12 protein-coding genes and 1 other RNA gene are annotated in these 13,218 nt (G+C 60.9%); 9 read left to right on the top strand and 4 right to left on the bottom strand.

Going from position 1 to position 13,218, the window contains the following annotated elements:
* Nucleotides 1-63: 63 nt before the first annotated feature.
* Complete coding sequence (locus V5F23_RS03795) at nucleotides 64-591, top strand: outer membrane protein assembly factor BamE (protein ID WP_042730877.1); 528 nt, start codon at nucleotides 64-66, stop codon at nucleotides 589-591.
* Between the two features lie 56 nt (nucleotides 592-647).
* Here V5F23_RS03795 and V5F23_RS03790 read toward each other — a convergent pair whose 3' ends face one another.
* From V5F23_RS03790 to V5F23_RS03780, 3 genes are read right to left on the bottom strand one after another with little or no spacing between them, the layout of a single operon-like run.
* Entirely contained in the window at nucleotides 648-950 is a 303-nt protein-coding gene (locus V5F23_RS03790; RefSeq protein WP_053145631.1) for an RnfH family protein, read from the bottom strand.
* Nucleotides 947-1,390, bottom strand: coding sequence for a type II toxin-antitoxin system RatA family toxin (locus V5F23_RS03785; protein WP_042730879.1), 444 nt, complete (start codon nucleotides 1,388-1,390; stop codon nucleotides 947-949). Before V5F23_RS03785 ends, V5F23_RS03790 begins: the two co-directional genes overlap by 4 nt.
* A 7-nt stretch (nucleotides 1,391-1,397) precedes the next feature.
* Entirely contained in the window at nucleotides 1,398-2,801 is a 1,404-nt protein-coding gene (locus tag V5F23_RS03780) for a sodium-dependent transporter (protein WP_042730887.1), read from the bottom strand.
* A 118-nt stretch (nucleotides 2,802-2,919) separates the two neighbouring features.
* Here V5F23_RS03780 and smpB point away from each other — a divergent pair, with 118 nt between their 5' ends.
* The gene (smpB, locus tag V5F23_RS03775) at nucleotides 2,920-3,402 is read left to right on the top strand and encodes an SsrA-binding protein SmpB (RefSeq protein ID WP_042730880.1); all 483 of its coding nucleotides are present in this window, start codon (nucleotides 2,920-2,922) and stop codon (nucleotides 3,400-3,402) included.
* 111 nt (nucleotides 3,403-3,513) lie between these two features.
* Here the strand turns inward: smpB and V5F23_RS03770 are convergent, their stop codons facing one another.
* Nucleotides 3,514-4,281, bottom strand: a complete 768-nt coding sequence (locus V5F23_RS03770; RefSeq protein WP_042730881.1) for an FCD domain-containing protein — start codon at nucleotides 4,279-4,281, stop codon at nucleotides 3,514-3,516.
* 263 nt (nucleotides 4,282-4,544) lie between these two features.
* Between V5F23_RS03770 and V5F23_RS03765 the strand changes: the two genes are divergently transcribed.
* The 7 genes from V5F23_RS03765 (at nucleotide 4,545) to ssrA (ending at nucleotide 13,046) form a co-directional block, all read left to right on the top strand.
* Entirely contained in the window at nucleotides 4,545-6,239 is a 1,695-nt protein-coding gene (locus V5F23_RS03765) for a lactate permease LctP family transporter (protein WP_047738373.1), read from the top strand.
* Nucleotides 6,240-6,389: 150 nt separating this feature from the next.
* Nucleotides 6,390-7,214, top strand: a complete 825-nt coding sequence (locus tag V5F23_RS03760) for a (Fe-S)-binding protein (RefSeq protein WP_053145633.1) — start codon at nucleotides 6,390-6,392, stop codon at nucleotides 7,212-7,214.
* On the top strand, nucleotides 7,211-8,668 hold the full coding sequence (locus V5F23_RS03755; protein WP_042730884.1) for a LutB/LldF family L-lactate oxidation iron-sulfur protein: 1,458 nt from the start codon (nucleotides 7,211-7,213) through the stop codon (nucleotides 8,666-8,668). The genes V5F23_RS03760 and V5F23_RS03755 overlap by 4 nt, the downstream gene beginning before the upstream one ends.
* Nucleotides 8,665-9,336 (top strand): lactate utilization protein C, encoded by a 672-nt coding sequence (locus tag V5F23_RS03750; protein WP_053145635.1) that lies wholly within the window; start codon nucleotides 8,665-8,667, stop codon nucleotides 9,334-9,336. The genes V5F23_RS03755 and V5F23_RS03750 overlap by 4 nt, the downstream gene beginning before the upstream one ends.
* Nucleotides 9,333-12,143: an FAD-binding and (Fe-S)-binding domain-containing protein gene (locus V5F23_RS03745; RefSeq protein ID WP_338497637.1), complete on the top strand. Its 2,811-nt coding sequence runs from the start codon at nucleotides 9,333-9,335 to the stop codon at nucleotides 12,141-12,143. The genes V5F23_RS03750 and V5F23_RS03745 overlap by 4 nt, the downstream gene beginning before the upstream one ends.
* 127 nt (nucleotides 12,144-12,270) lie before the next feature.
* A complete protein-coding gene (locus V5F23_RS03740; protein WP_338497635.1) occupies nucleotides 12,271-12,552 on the top strand; it encodes a hypothetical protein in 282 nt (93 codons plus the stop codon).
* A 97-nt stretch (nucleotides 12,553-12,649) separates the two neighbouring features.
* Nucleotides 12,650-13,046, top strand: a transfer-messenger RNA (tmRNA) gene (ssrA, locus tag V5F23_RS03735).
* The last annotated feature ends 172 nt before the right edge of the window (nucleotides 13,047-13,218 follow it).

Below are 13,218 nucleotides of genomic sequence, written 5' to 3'. Positions count from 1 at the left end.
TCTTAATGCGGGTATGATCGGCGTTTACGTTGTCCCAGCCAAGATAGTGGAAGTCGCCCACCGATGCAAAACACCAAGCTCTTGCTAACCAGTTTCACCTTCGTGGGACTGCTCGCACTCGCCGGTTGTTCATTCCCCGGGGTTTACAAAATCGACATCCAGCAGGGCAATGTCGTCACGCAGGACATGATAGACCAGTTACGCCCGGGAATGACCCGCCGGCAAGTACGGTTTATCATGGGCAACCCCCTGCTCGCCGACACGTTCCATGCCGATCGCTGGGATTATCTGTACAGCTTGCAGCCAGGTGGCGGTGAGCGCCAACAGGAACGCATCAGCGTTATCTTCAATGGCAATGACCAGCTCGTCAGCCTGTCGGGCGACTTCATGCCCGGTGTGAGCCGCGACGAGGCCATCATGGGCAAGGACAGCGGTACGACCGTTACCGATCCGACCCAGAACGCCGAAAAGCCGAAACCGGAAAAACCGGCCAAGCCAGGATCGCTGCTGGACCAGATCCAGAAGGATGTGGACAACGTCGAGACCGTACCCGTCCCGACGCCAGAACCGCTGGACACCTCGCCGCAATAATCGGCGACATGAAAAAACCCGGCATGCCGGGTTTTTTATTGCCTCGATTCGACGGACTACTGCTCGGACTGGCGCGCTTGCGCTGCCTTGAGGGCACGCAGGCGACGAATCTCCTTCGGATCCGCCAGCAGCGGCCGGTAGATTTCCAGGCGATCGGCGGCTTGCACCTGCTGGTTCTCGGGATCGACAACCACCTTGCCAAAGATCCCGACCGGGCAGGTCGCCAGATCGAGTTCAGGGAAGGCTTCGGCAACCCCGGAGGCCGTCAACGCCGCGCGCACGCTCGTCCCTTCCGGCACCGCGAATGCGCGCAAGAACTGGCGCTCCACGCACGCGTACACCACTTCGATTTCAATCAACGCTTGAGCTCTGCGTTCTGCTTGGCACGCTGGCAGAACGCATCGACCAGGGTGTTGGCCGCCTGGTTGAACAGCGGCCCCAGCGTCGCCCGCACCAATGGACCGGCGTAATCGAAGGACAAGTCCAGGCTGATCTTGCAGGCCTTGTCGCCCAGAGGCTTGAACACCCAGACACCGTGGAGCTGGTTGAACGGCCCCTCCTCCAGGTTCATCTCGATGGACTGCCCCGGCACCAGGGTATTGCGCGTAACGAAGCGCTGGCTCAACCCACCCTTGGCAATATCGAGACTGGCGCGCATGTGGGTGTCGGAGCTTTCCAGTACCTCGGCGGACGAGCACCACGGCAGGAACTGTGGATAACTGGCCACATCGTTGACCAGGTCGTACAGCGCCTGCGCCGGGTAAGGCAGCAAGGCCGAGCGTTGAATATGTGTCGTCATGTAAGCGTCACTTCCACAGCTGGGCGGCAAACACTACGAGAATGCCGATGGGCGCCACGTAGCGCATCAAGAACAGGCTCAAGGCAAACAATACAGGGCTGCGCAGCGACAATTCATCACGCACCGCCTCACGCCCCATGACCCATCCTGCAAACACCACGAAACACAACCCGCCCAATGGCAGCATGATCCGTGATGTGAAGAAATCAATCACGCCGAAGAAATCCAGGCCTCCGGTTGCTCCCCACTGGTAGAGGTGGAACAAGCCGTCTTCGTTCACGAAAAACTTCGCCTGCTTCCATATATTGAAGGAAAACACCGTGCCCAGGCCTACGAACCAGCAGGTGAAAGCCAGCCAGAACGTGACCCAGGCGCGACCGATCCGGGTCCGTTCCACGAGGTAAGCCACCATGGGTTCCAGCAGGGAAATCGCCGAACTCCAGGCCGCAATAGCCACCAGCACGAAAAACACCACGCCCATGACTTGGCCGAACGCCATGCTACCGAAGGCAAAGGGCAGGCTGACGAACATCAACCCCGGTCCTTCGCTGGGGTTGAGCCCGGCGGCGAACACAATCGGAAACAAAGCCACACCCGCCATCAGCGACACGAAGGTGTCCAGCAGCGCGACACCGACGACGGTGCGGGTAAGCGAAGCGTTCTTGGGCATGTAGGCGCCGTAGATCATGATCGAGCCGACCCCCACGCTCAGCGAGAAGAACGCGTGCCCCATGGCCGGCAGCAAGCCATCCAGGACTTTCTCCGGCTTGAAATCGAACATGAAGTGCAGGCCCTCCATGAAGTGCCCGGTGGTCATGCTGTAACCCAGCAGCACTAGGATCATCACGAACAGCAGCGGCATCATGATTCGCAAGCTGCGCTCAAGCCCGGCCACCACGCCTTTGGCGATCACCACCGCCGACAGCACCATGAAGATCGTATGCCAGAGGGTCAACCGCCAGGGATCATCGATGACCTTGCCGAAATACGCTCCGACCTGGTCAGGCGCGACGCCCTGGAAATCGCCGCGGCCCATGTCGATGATGTAGTCCAGCGACCAGCCGCCGACCACGCTATAGAAAGACAGGATCAACAAGGCCGTGATCATTCCGGCGAAGGCGCCCCACGACCACTTGGTCGAGTGCCCGGCTTCCACCGCGAGCACCTTCAAGGCATTGGCCGGACTTTGCCGGGCGCGGCGACCGATCAGGGTCTCGGCGAGCATGACCGGCGCGCCGATGAGTGCGATGCACGCCAGGAACATCAATACGAAGGCGCCGCCACCGTAGACCCCGACCATGTACGGAAACTTCCAGATACTACCCAGCCCCACCGCAGAACCGGTCGCAGCGAGTATGAAGACCCAGCGGCTAGCCCAACTGCCGTGGACAGAAACCTTGTCTGTCGACATCGTGATCACGCCCAAGCGTTCAAAAAAGAGGCCGCATTGTCCGGGATTCACTCAAGGTGCTCAAGCATGCAGGTTCACCGTAGCCGACACGCACGCAACTGCCTATAATGCCGCCCCTATGGCTAAACAGAAGAAACACCCCACAGGGACCATCGCGCAAAATAAAAAGGCGCGACACGACTACTTCATCGAACAACGTTTCGAGGCTGGCATGGTCCTGGCCGGCTGGGAAGTAAAGAGCCTGCGCGCCGGCAAGGCGCAGTTGGTGGACAGCTACGTGCTGCTCAAGGACGGCGAAGCCTGGCTGCTGGGCAGTCACATCACCCCGCTGACCACGGCCAGCACCCACGTGATCGCCGACCCGGTACGCTCGCGCAAGCTGCTGCTCAACAAGCGCGAGCTGGAAAAGCTCTTCGCCTCCGTGCAGCAGAAAGGCTACACCTGCGTCTGTACGTCGCTGTACTGGAGCAAGCACCTGATCAAGTGCGAGATTGCGCTGGGCAAGGGCAAGAAGGAATACGACAAGCGCGATACCGAACGCGAGCGCGACGCCGGTCGTGAACTGCAGCGTGCGGTGCGCAACAAGGGCAAGGAAGACTAGCCCTCGGAAAATCGAATGTGGGAGCTTGCTCGCGATAACGGCGGGTCAGTCAACATCGATGTTGATTGAAAGTACGCCATCGCGAGCAAGCTCGCTCCCACAGGATCGAATCTAAATCCCCTTGCGCCGCTCTGCCCGCGCCACTCGCTGCACTTCCTGGCGCACCTCTTCCAAGACTTCCTGCACGTACAGAATATGCCGGCTGGACACTTCCCGCGCCTGCTCGGCGTGCCCGTCCATGATTGCCTGGTACAGCTCGCGGTGCTGGCTGATCAGCATGTCGCGGGTTTCGCTGCGCTGCTTGTACATGCCGCCGATGTTGGTCACCACATTGCGCTTGAGCAGGTCGAACAAGCCACGGATGGTGTGCAGCAAGACCGCGTTATGGCTGGCTTCGGCGATCGCCAGGTGGAAGCGCGCATCCGCCGCCCCCTCCTCCGCCCGACTCACCTCTTCGTGCCGCGAATAACAATCCTGCAATTCTTCGAAGGCTGCCGTCAGGCGTTCGCGATCGACATCCGTGGCCCGCTGTGCGGCGTAATAGGCACAGGACGCTTCCAGGGTGTGACGAAATTCCAGCAGGTCCCGCTGCGCATCGGGGTTGCTTTCCAACAATTGCAACAACGGGTCACTGAACGTCGAGCCCAGTGACTCCACGACGTAGTTACCGCCCCCCTGGCGACTGACCAGCAAGCCCTTGGCCGCCAGCTTCTGGATCGCCTCGCGCAACGAAGGCCGTGACACACCGAACTGTTCGGCCAGGGTCCGCTCGGCCGGCAGCCGCTCGCCAGACTTCAACGTGCCCTCAAGGATCATGCCTTCAAGCCGCTCGACAATATCGTCAGACAAACGGCGCTGACGAATCTGATCAAACCCCATAACTCCACTCTCCACGATCCCGACCGCTCGCCGGGCTCTCTATTCTGGCCCATCCGGGCCACGGCCACACCCACCAGACGCCATTTGCACACGCAGATCAGATGCGATCTGCACTGCTTATTCGACGAAAGTTTCCAAGCGGCAAATTGACACACGACAACCAAGGCTTTTACCCTAGCCGACAGCGCTTGTAAATTGGTATTACCAATTATCCACTTTCGCTGATCAGTGCCTGACCAACAACAATTAGGGGCCCACCCACTATGCAAACCTGGCAACAGCTCTACAGCCCGCTCGGCAGCCTCGGCTTGTCCGCACTCGCGGCCGTCATTCCCATCGTGTTTTTCTTCCTGGCCCTGGCGGTGTTTCGCCTCAAGGGGCACGTGGCCGGCAGCATCACCCTGGCCCTGGCGATTGCCGTGGCGATATTTGCCTTCAACATGCCCGCCGACATGGCCTTCGCCGCCGCCGGATATGGCTTTGCCTACGGCCTGTGGCCCATCGCCTGGATCATCGTGGCCGCCGTGTTCCTGTACAAATTGACGGTCAAGAGCGGTCAGTTCGAGGTCATCCGCAGCTCGGTGCTGTCGATTACCGACGACCAACGCCTGCAAGTGCTGCTGATCGGTTTCTGCTTCGGAGCCTTCCTGGAAGGCGCCGCCGGTTTCGGCGCACCCGTCGCGATTACCGCCGCGCTGCTGGTCGGCCTGGGGTTCAATCCGCTGTACGCCGCCGGCCTGTGCTTGATCGCCAACACCGCCCCGGTCGCGTTTGGCGCGCTGGGTATTCCGATCATCGTGGCCGGCCAGGTCACCGGGATCGACGCCTTCAAGATCGGCGCCATGACCGGTCGCCAACTGCCGTTGTTGTCGCTGTTCGTGCCGTTCTGGCTGGTGTTCATGATGGACGGCCTGCGCGGCGTGCGGGAAACCTGGCCAGCCGCACTGGTGGCCGGCCTGAGCTTTGCCGTCACCCAGTACTTCACCTCCAACTTCATTGGCCCGGAACTGCCGGACATCACTTCGGCCCTCGCCAGCCTGATCGCCCTGACCCTGTTCCTGAAGGTCTGGCAGCCCAAGCGCACCGCGGGCGCCCAGATTGCCGGCGCCACGTCTGGCGCAACGGTCACCGCCAGCGTGGGTGGTTTCGGCCAACCGCGCAGCACCGTGGCTTCGCCCTACAGCCTGGGGGAAATCATCAAGGCCTGGTCGCCCTTCCTGATCCTCACCGTGCTGGTCACGATCTGGACCCTGAAACCGTTCAAGGCGATGTTCGCCGCGGGCGGCTCGATGTACGGCTGGGTGTTCAACTTTGCCATCCCGCACCTGGACCAGATGGTGATCAAGGTCGCGCCGATCGTGATCAACCCCACCGCCATTCCGGCCGTGTTCAAACTCGACCCGATTTCCGCCACCGGCACGGCGATTTTCTTCTCCGCGCTGATCTCGATGCTGGTGTTGAAAATCAACCTCAAAACTGGTCTTACCACTTTTAAAGAGACCCTTTTCGAGCTGCGCTGGCCGATCCTGTCCATCGGTATGGTCCTGGCGTTTGCCTTCGTCACCAACTATTCGGGCATGTCGTCGACCATGGCCCTGGTACTGGCCGGCACAGGCGCGGCGTTCCCGTTCTTCTCGCCGTTCCTCGGATGGCTGGGGGTGTTCCTGACCGGCTCCGACACCTCGTCCAACGCGCTGTTCAGCTCTCTGCAAGCCACCACCGCGCACCAACTCGGCGTCAACGACACCTTGCTGGTGGCCGCCAACACCAGCGGCGGCGTGACCGGCAAGATGATCTCGCCGCAATCGATCGCCGTGGCCTGTGCCGCGACCGGGCTGGTGGGCAAGGAATCGGATCTGTTCCGGTTCACCCTCAAACACAGCCTATTCTTTGCAACGATCGTCGGCCTGATCACCTTGGCCCAGGCCTATTGGTTTACCGGCATGCTGGTGCACTGAGTACCACACGCCGCAGAGAAAAAACCGACGCCGGAATAGCCGCCGGCGTTCGCTATTGATCACCGGGTCTGCAAGGCTGCTGAAAGATTTGCTCTCTATATTCAGCAGCCTCAGCGGACGGATAACCGGGACCACCCGGAGACACGCCTGATGAGCGAGCTTTTTTACAACGCTGTGCCGAACGCGACCCGTGTCGCCCCGCCACTGCCTGAACCGCGGCAATACCCCAGCGTGAAACCGCAACGGGTCTACCTGTTCGGCACCTGCGTGGTGGACCTGTTCTACCCCGAAGCCGGGATGGATGCGATCCACCTGCTGGAACGCGAAGGGATCCGGGTGGAATACCCGCAAGGACAGAGTTGCTGCGGGCAACCGGCCTACACCTCGGGTTACACCGAGCAGGCACGCACCGTGGCGCGGGCACAACTGGCGCTGTTTGCCGAAGATTATCCGGTGGTCGTGCCGTCGGGCTCCTGCGCGGGCATGTTGCGCGAGCACTACAGCGACCTGTTCAAGGACGAACCCGACACGCTTGAACAAGTCCGGGCCTTGGCCGCCCGGACCTACGAGTTGGCCGAGTTCCTGTTGTTCGTCTGTCAGGTGCAGTTGAAGGATGGCGGCGAGCCGGTGAAGGTGGCGCTGCACACTTCGTGCTCGGCGCGGCGGGAAATGAACACCCACCTGCACGGCCGCGCCCTGTTGGCGCAGCTGCACAACGTGGAACGCGTGGAACACAGTCACGAAAGTGAATGCTGCGGGTTCGGTGGGACATTCAGCGTGCGCCTGCCGGATATTTCCGGCGCGATGGTGGCCGACAAGACCCGGGCGCTGAAGGAATCCGGCGCACATAAGGTCGTCAGTGCCGATTGCGGCTGCTTGATGAACATCAACGGTGCGTTGGAAAAGCAGCAGGAGGCGCTACGCGGGCAGCATCTGGCGAGTTTCCTCTGGCAGCGAACCGGAGGTGCCGCATGAGCACGCCGACGCTGATCCCCACTGTAGAGGTGCAGGAAGATTTTCGCGCCCGAGCCCACAAGGCGCTGGGCGACACGCAACTGCGAAACAACTTTCGCAGCGCGATGGATTCACTGATGACCAAGCGGGCAACGTCCTTCAGCGATGCCCACGAAAGAGAACACCTGCGGGTGCTGGGCAATGCCGTCCGCGCCCGTGCGTTATCCAAGTTGCCCGACCTGCTCGAACAACTTGAAACCAACCTGACCCGCAACGGTGTGAACGTGCACTGGGCGGAAACGGTGGACGAAGCCAACGGCATCGTCCTCTCGATCATCCGCGCTCACGAGGCGCGGCAAGTGATCAAGGGCAAATCGATGGTCAGCGAAGAGATGGAAATGAACCATGTCCTCGCGGCTCAAGGCATTGAATGCCTGGAATCGGACATGGGCGAGTTCATCGTCCAGCTCGATCACGAGAAGCCTTCACACATCATTATGCCGGCGATCCACAAGAATGCCGGTCAGGTCGCGTCCTTGTTCCACGACAAACTCGGCGTGGAGTACACCAAGGACGTCGACCAACTCATTCAGATCGGTCGCAAGGTGTTGCGGCAGAAATTCTTCGAAGCCGATATCGGCGTGTCGGGCGTCAACTTCGCCGTCGCCGAAACCGGCACGCTGCTGCTGGTGGAAAACGAAGGAAACGGACGGATGTCCACCACCGTGCCACCGGTGCACATCGCCGTGACCGGCATCGAAAAAGTGGTGGAGAACCTGCGCGATGTCGTGCCATTGCTCTCGCTGCTGACTCGCTCGGCCCTCGGCCAACCGATCACCACCTACGTCAACATGATCTCCGGCCCACGCAAGGCCGAGGAACTGGACGGCCCCCAGGAAGTTCACCTGGTGCTGCTGGACAACGGTCGCAGCCAGGCCTTTGCCGACAGTGAATTGCGCCAGACCCTGAACTGCATCCGCTGCGGCGCCTGTATGAATCATTGCCCGGTGTACACCCGAATCGGCGGCCACGCCTATGGGGAGGTTTACCCGGGGCCTATCGGAAAAATCATCACGCCACACATGGTCGGCCTGGCCAAGGTGCCCGATCACCCCAGCGCCTCATCACTCTGCGGTGCCTGTGGAGAAGTGTGCCCGGTGAAGATTCCGATCCCGGCCCTGCTGCGGCGCCTGCGCGAAGAAAACGTCAAGGCACCGGACAGCCCGCATCAAGTGATGCGTGGCCAGGGCAGCAAATACTCGCCCAAGGAACGCTTCATCTGGAATGCCTGGGCGTGGCTCAACAGCTCGCCGCGCCTGTATCGGCTGTTCGGTTTCCTCGCCACGCGCCTGCGCGCCCTCACGCCGCGCAACGTCGGCCCCTGGACGCAAAACCACAGCGCCCCCCAACCCGCCGCCCGCTCATTGCATGACCTGGCCCGCGAACACCTGAACCGCCCGGGAGACCGTCGATGAGCGCCAAGGAAAACATCCTCGCCAAGTTGCGTAAAAGCCTGACCGGCACCACGTCCGTGGCCGACAACTTCGATGTCGACCTGGTGACGCAGACCTACCGCTATGCGTCCGAAGAACGCATCCCGCAGTTGCGCAAGTTGATGGAAGCGGTGCACACCGAAATCCACCTGACCCGTGCCGAGGACTGGCCGGCGTTGCTCGCCCAACTGCTGCGCGACCGCCAACTGCCAAGCCTGCTGATTGCCCCGACGACACCCCACGGGAAAAAAATCACGCAGTACTGGGCGAATCATCCGGACCTGCCGACGCTCAAGGCCTACGACCGGCCGATAGAAGAATGGAAAGCCGAGCTGTTCAACGAGACGCCCGCCAGCCTGACCGGAACCCTCGGCGCCATCGCCGCCACCGGCAGCCTGATCCTTTGGCCAACACGGGAAGAGCCACGCCTGATGAGCCTGGTGCCACCGGTGCATTTCGCCTTGCTCAAGGCCAGCGAGATCCACAACAACTTCTATGAAGTGCAGCAGGCATTCGAATGGGCCCAAGGCATGCCCACCAATGCCCTGCTGGTGTCGGGCCCATCGAAAACCGCCGACATCGAACAGGTGCTGGCCTACGGCGCCCACGGTCCGAAGGACCTGGTGGTCTTGATCCTGGAGGACCAATGACGCTTCCGGCTGCTTTCCTACACGACGTCCACCAACTGATCCCAGCCAAGCGCCGATTCGACGACCCGCTGTCGACCCTGGCCTTCGGCACCGACGCCAGTTTCTACCGGCTGATTCCGAAACTGGTGGTGCGGGTCGAAACCGAAGATGAGGTGGTCGCCCTGCTGCAACTGGCCCAGCGCGACCAGGTTCCGGTCACCTTCCGCGCGGCTGGCACCAGCTTGTCCGGCCAGGCCATCAGCGACTCGGTGCTGATCGTGCTGGGGGATAACTGGAACGCCCGGGAGATTCGCGGGCAAGGCACGCAGATCCGCTTGCAACCGGGCGTGATTGGCGCCCAGGCCAACGCCTGGCTGGCACCGTTCGGGCGCAAGATCGGCCCCGATCCGGCCTCGATCAACGCCTGCAAGATTGGCGGCATCGTCGCCAACAACGCCAGCGGCATGTGCTGCGGCACGGCGCAAAACACCTATCACACCCTGGCCGGCATTCGCCTGGTGCTGGCCGATGGCACCCGCCTCGACACCGAGGACGCCGCCAGCGTCGCGGCGTTTCGCAACAGCCACGCAGACCTGTTGGAGCGCCTGGCGACCTTGGGCCGCGAGACCCGCGACAACACCGAATTGGCTGCCCGAATTCGCCACAAGTACCGTCTGAAAAATACCACTGGGCTGTCGCTCAACGCGCTGGTGGATTTTGACGAGCCTGTGGATATCTTGAGCCACCTGCTGGTGGGCTCAGAAGGCACCCTGGGTTTCATCAGCGCGGTGACCTACAACACCGTGATCGACCATCCGTACAAAGCGTCGGCACTGATTGTGTTCCCCGATGTGGAAACCTGCTGCAACGCCGTCACCGTGCTGAAAAGCCAGCCGGTGTCGGCCGTGGAACTGCTCGACCGCCGCAGCTTGCGCTCGGTGCAGGACAAGCCGGGCATGCCGGATTTCGTACAGTATCTGTCGACGAATGCCTGCGCCCTGTTGATCGAATCCCGCGCGGCGTCTTCATCCCTGCTGCAAGAGCAACTCGCCCGGATCATGGCCTCGTTGGCTGGCTTCCCGGTGGAAAAACAGGTCGACTTTACCGGAGACCCACGGGAAAACGCCCGGCTCTGGGCCATCCGCAAAGACACCTTCCCGGCGGTGGGCGCAGTCCGCAAGACCGGCACCACGGTGATCATCGAAGACGTGACCTTCCCGGTGGAGCAACTCGCCATCGGTGTGAACCGCCTGATCGAACTGTTCGACAAACATCACTACGACGAAGCGATCCTTTTCGGACATGCACTGGAAGGCAATCTGCACTTCGTCTTCACCCAAGGCTTCAACAGCGCCGACGAAATCGCACGCTACCAGGCGTTCATGGACGACGTCGCGCAACTGGTGGCCGTGGAGTTCGGCGGTTCGCTGAAAGCCGAACACGGCACCGGCCGCAACATGGCGCCCTTCGTCGAGCTGGAATGGGGCAGCGATGCCTATCAACTGATGTGGCAGCTCAAGCGCCTGCTCGACCCCCAGGGGATTCTCAACCCGGACGTGGTGCTCAGCGAAGACCCACAGATCCATCTCAAGCACCTCAAACCGCTGCCCGCCGCCGACGAGATCGTGGACAAGTGCATCGAGTGCGGCTTCTGCGAACCGGTCTGCCCCTCCAAAGACCTGACCTTGAGCCCGCGCCAACGCATCGTGATCTGGCGCGACATCCAGGCCAAACAACGGGCCGGCAACGACACCTCCGAGCTGGAACAGGCCTATCAATACCAGGGCATCGACACCTGCGCGGCCACCGGCTTGTGTGCTCAACGCTGCCCCGTAGGCATCAACACCGGTGAGCTGGTGAAAAAGCTGCGCAGCCGAGAAGCCACGCGCACGAAAACCGCCAACTGGATCGAAGGAAACTTCGCCACCACACTGCAAGGCCTGCGCTTCACCCTGCACGTCGCCAACGGCGCACGCATGCTGCTGGGGGCGCCGCGCCTGGCGAAACTCTCGGCAACGGTGTCACGGCTGTCCAAGGGCCAGGTGCCGCAGTGGACCAACGCCATGCCCCAGCCGGAAAAAGCCATCCGCTTCAGCCCTGCCGTGGCGGACGAACGCCCGCGCGTGGTCTACCTGGCGGCCTGCGTGTCACGCGTCATGGGCCCGGCGGCAGGGGACAAAGAACAGGCCTCGCTGTACGACAAGACCCGCAGCCTGCTGGAAAAAGCCGGCTATCAAGTCGTCATTCCCGACAATCAGGACAACCTGTGCTGCGGCCAACCCTTTGCCTCCAAAGGCTACGCCGAACAAGCCGACCACAAGCGCCAGGAACTGATCGCCGCCCTGCTGCACGCCAGCCGCGGCGGGCTCGATCCCATCTACTGCGACACCAGCCCCTGCACCTTGCGATTGGTCCAGGACCTTGGCGAAACACGCCTGGACCTGTACGACCCGGTGCGCTTCATCCGCACGCACTTGATGGATCGCCTGGACTTCACCCCACAAGAAGCCCCCATCGCGGTACACGTTACCTGCAGCACCCAGCACCTGGGCGAAAGCCAGGCACTGATCGACCTGGCGCGCAAATGCAGCAAACACGTGGTCGTTCCCGAAGGCATTCATTGTTGCGGCTTTGCCGGCGACAAAGGCTTCACCACACCGGAACTCAACGCCCACTCACTGCGCACACTCAAGGACGCCGTCCAGCATTGCAGCGAAGGCATCTCCACCAGCCGCACCTGCGAGATCGGCCTGACACAACACGGCACCATCGACTACCACGGACTGGTCTACCTGGTGGATCGGGTGACTCAAGCCAGGGCTACCTGAAGAAAAATAGAACCCTTCAGCGCGACGGTAGTCCACAGAACAAGCCCCAAACGTTGGGGCTTTTCCTACATTCGGTTGTCCGTCTGACGGCCAGCGAAGTCTGGATCCTCAGTTCAAGGAGATACATATGAAACGTTCTGCGCTGTTAGGTCTATTCATTACTGCCTCGATGATGGCCTCCGCTTCGTTCGCCGCCGAAAAGCCGGACAGCCTGTGCGAAGCCAATATCCAAACCATCAACAATGCCAAGACACAGTACCAATCCTCGGCCGATCTCAATGACCGTGTGACACGCAGCGTAACAAGGGCACAAGAGCTCAAAGCGCAAGGCAAAATTGACGAATGCGTTGCTGAAACCCAGCAAACCATCCTGGAAATCAGACAGGCCTCCGATGGCACCAACAAGTGATCGGCGGGCAAGGCCAACCTCCGGGTTGGCCTCAGCCCCAGATTGGCGTACACTGCAAACGCCTGTCGCTTCAGCAGTTTCACGAAGCGACAGGTTCGGGGCCGTTTAGGATTCGACGCCGGTTGCGAAACTTTAGGTGCATGCCGAGTTGGTAACAGAACTCGTAAATCCACTGTTGCAACTTCTATAGTTGCCAATGACGAAAACTACGGCCAGGAATTCGCTATCGCTGCGTAAGCAGCCTTAGATCCTGAGCTTCTGGTACCTTCGGGTCCAGCAATCATTAGGGGATGTCTGTAAACCCAAAGTGATTGTCATATAGAACAGAATCGCCGTGCAGTACGTTGTGGACGAAGCGGCTAAAACTTACACAACTCGCCCAAAGCACCCTGCCCGTCGGGTCGCTGAGGGTTAACTTAATAGACCCGGCTACGCATGTAGTACCGACAGCGGAGTACTGGCGGACGGGGGTTCAAATCCCCCCGGCTCCACCAAATGATCAATCAAAGACGTCCACGGACGTCTTTTTTTGTGCCTGTAACTATCTAAAATCAATAACTTACAGCGCCTTTGAGGGCCATAGAGGTTTTTTGAGTTCCAGACGGTTTGGTATCCCAGGTGGTATCCCAGGCCACCGGGTGCTATTTTTAGGATACCAAAACGGTG

It is taken from the genome of Pseudomonas sp. WP18, from assembly GCF_036689585.1.
GTDB classification, from domain to species: Bacteria; Pseudomonadota; Gammaproteobacteria; order Pseudomonadales; family Pseudomonadaceae; genus Aquipseudomonas; species Aquipseudomonas chlororaphis_E.
The sequence above is the reverse complement of the archived record's forward strand: the minus strand, read 5'-3'. Positions and strand labels throughout refer to the sequence as shown.

Excerpts from the sequence above, each read along its gene's own strand:
- V5F23_RS03795 (WP_042730877.1), top strand. The coding sequence starts at position 64 with ATGCAAAACACCAAGCTCTTGCTAACCAGTTTCACCTTCGTGGGACTG.
- V5F23_RS03785 (WP_042730879.1), bottom strand. The coding sequence starts at position 1,390 with ATGACGACACATATTCAACGCTCGGCCTTGCTGCCTTACCCGGCGCAG.
- V5F23_RS03780 (WP_042730887.1), bottom strand. The coding sequence starts at position 2,801 with ATGTCGACAGACAAGGTTTCTGTCCACGGCAGTTGGGCTAGCCGCTGG.
- smpB (WP_042730880.1), top strand. The coding sequence starts at position 2,920 with ATGGCTAAACAGAAGAAACACCCCACAGGGACCATCGCGCAAAATAAA.
- V5F23_RS03770 (WP_042730881.1), bottom strand. The coding sequence starts at position 4,281 with ATGGGGTTTGATCAGATTCGTCAGCGCCGTTTGTCTGACGATATTGTC.
- V5F23_RS03765 (WP_047738373.1), top strand. The coding sequence starts at position 4,545 with ATGCAAACCTGGCAACAGCTCTACAGCCCGCTCGGCAGCCTCGGCTTG.
- V5F23_RS03760 (WP_053145633.1), top strand. The coding sequence starts at position 6,390 with ATGAGCGAGCTTTTTTACAACGCTGTGCCGAACGCGACCCGTGTCGCC.
- V5F23_RS03755 (WP_042730884.1), top strand. The coding sequence starts at position 7,211 with ATGAGCACGCCGACGCTGATCCCCACTGTAGAGGTGCAGGAAGATTTT.
- V5F23_RS03750 (WP_053145635.1), top strand. The coding sequence starts at position 8,665 with ATGAGCGCCAAGGAAAACATCCTCGCCAAGTTGCGTAAAAGCCTGACC.
- V5F23_RS03745 (WP_338497637.1), top strand. The coding sequence starts at position 9,333 with ATGACGCTTCCGGCTGCTTTCCTACACGACGTCCACCAACTGATCCCA.
- V5F23_RS03740 (WP_338497635.1), top strand. The coding sequence starts at position 12,271 with ATGAAACGTTCTGCGCTGTTAGGTCTATTCATTACTGCCTCGATGATG.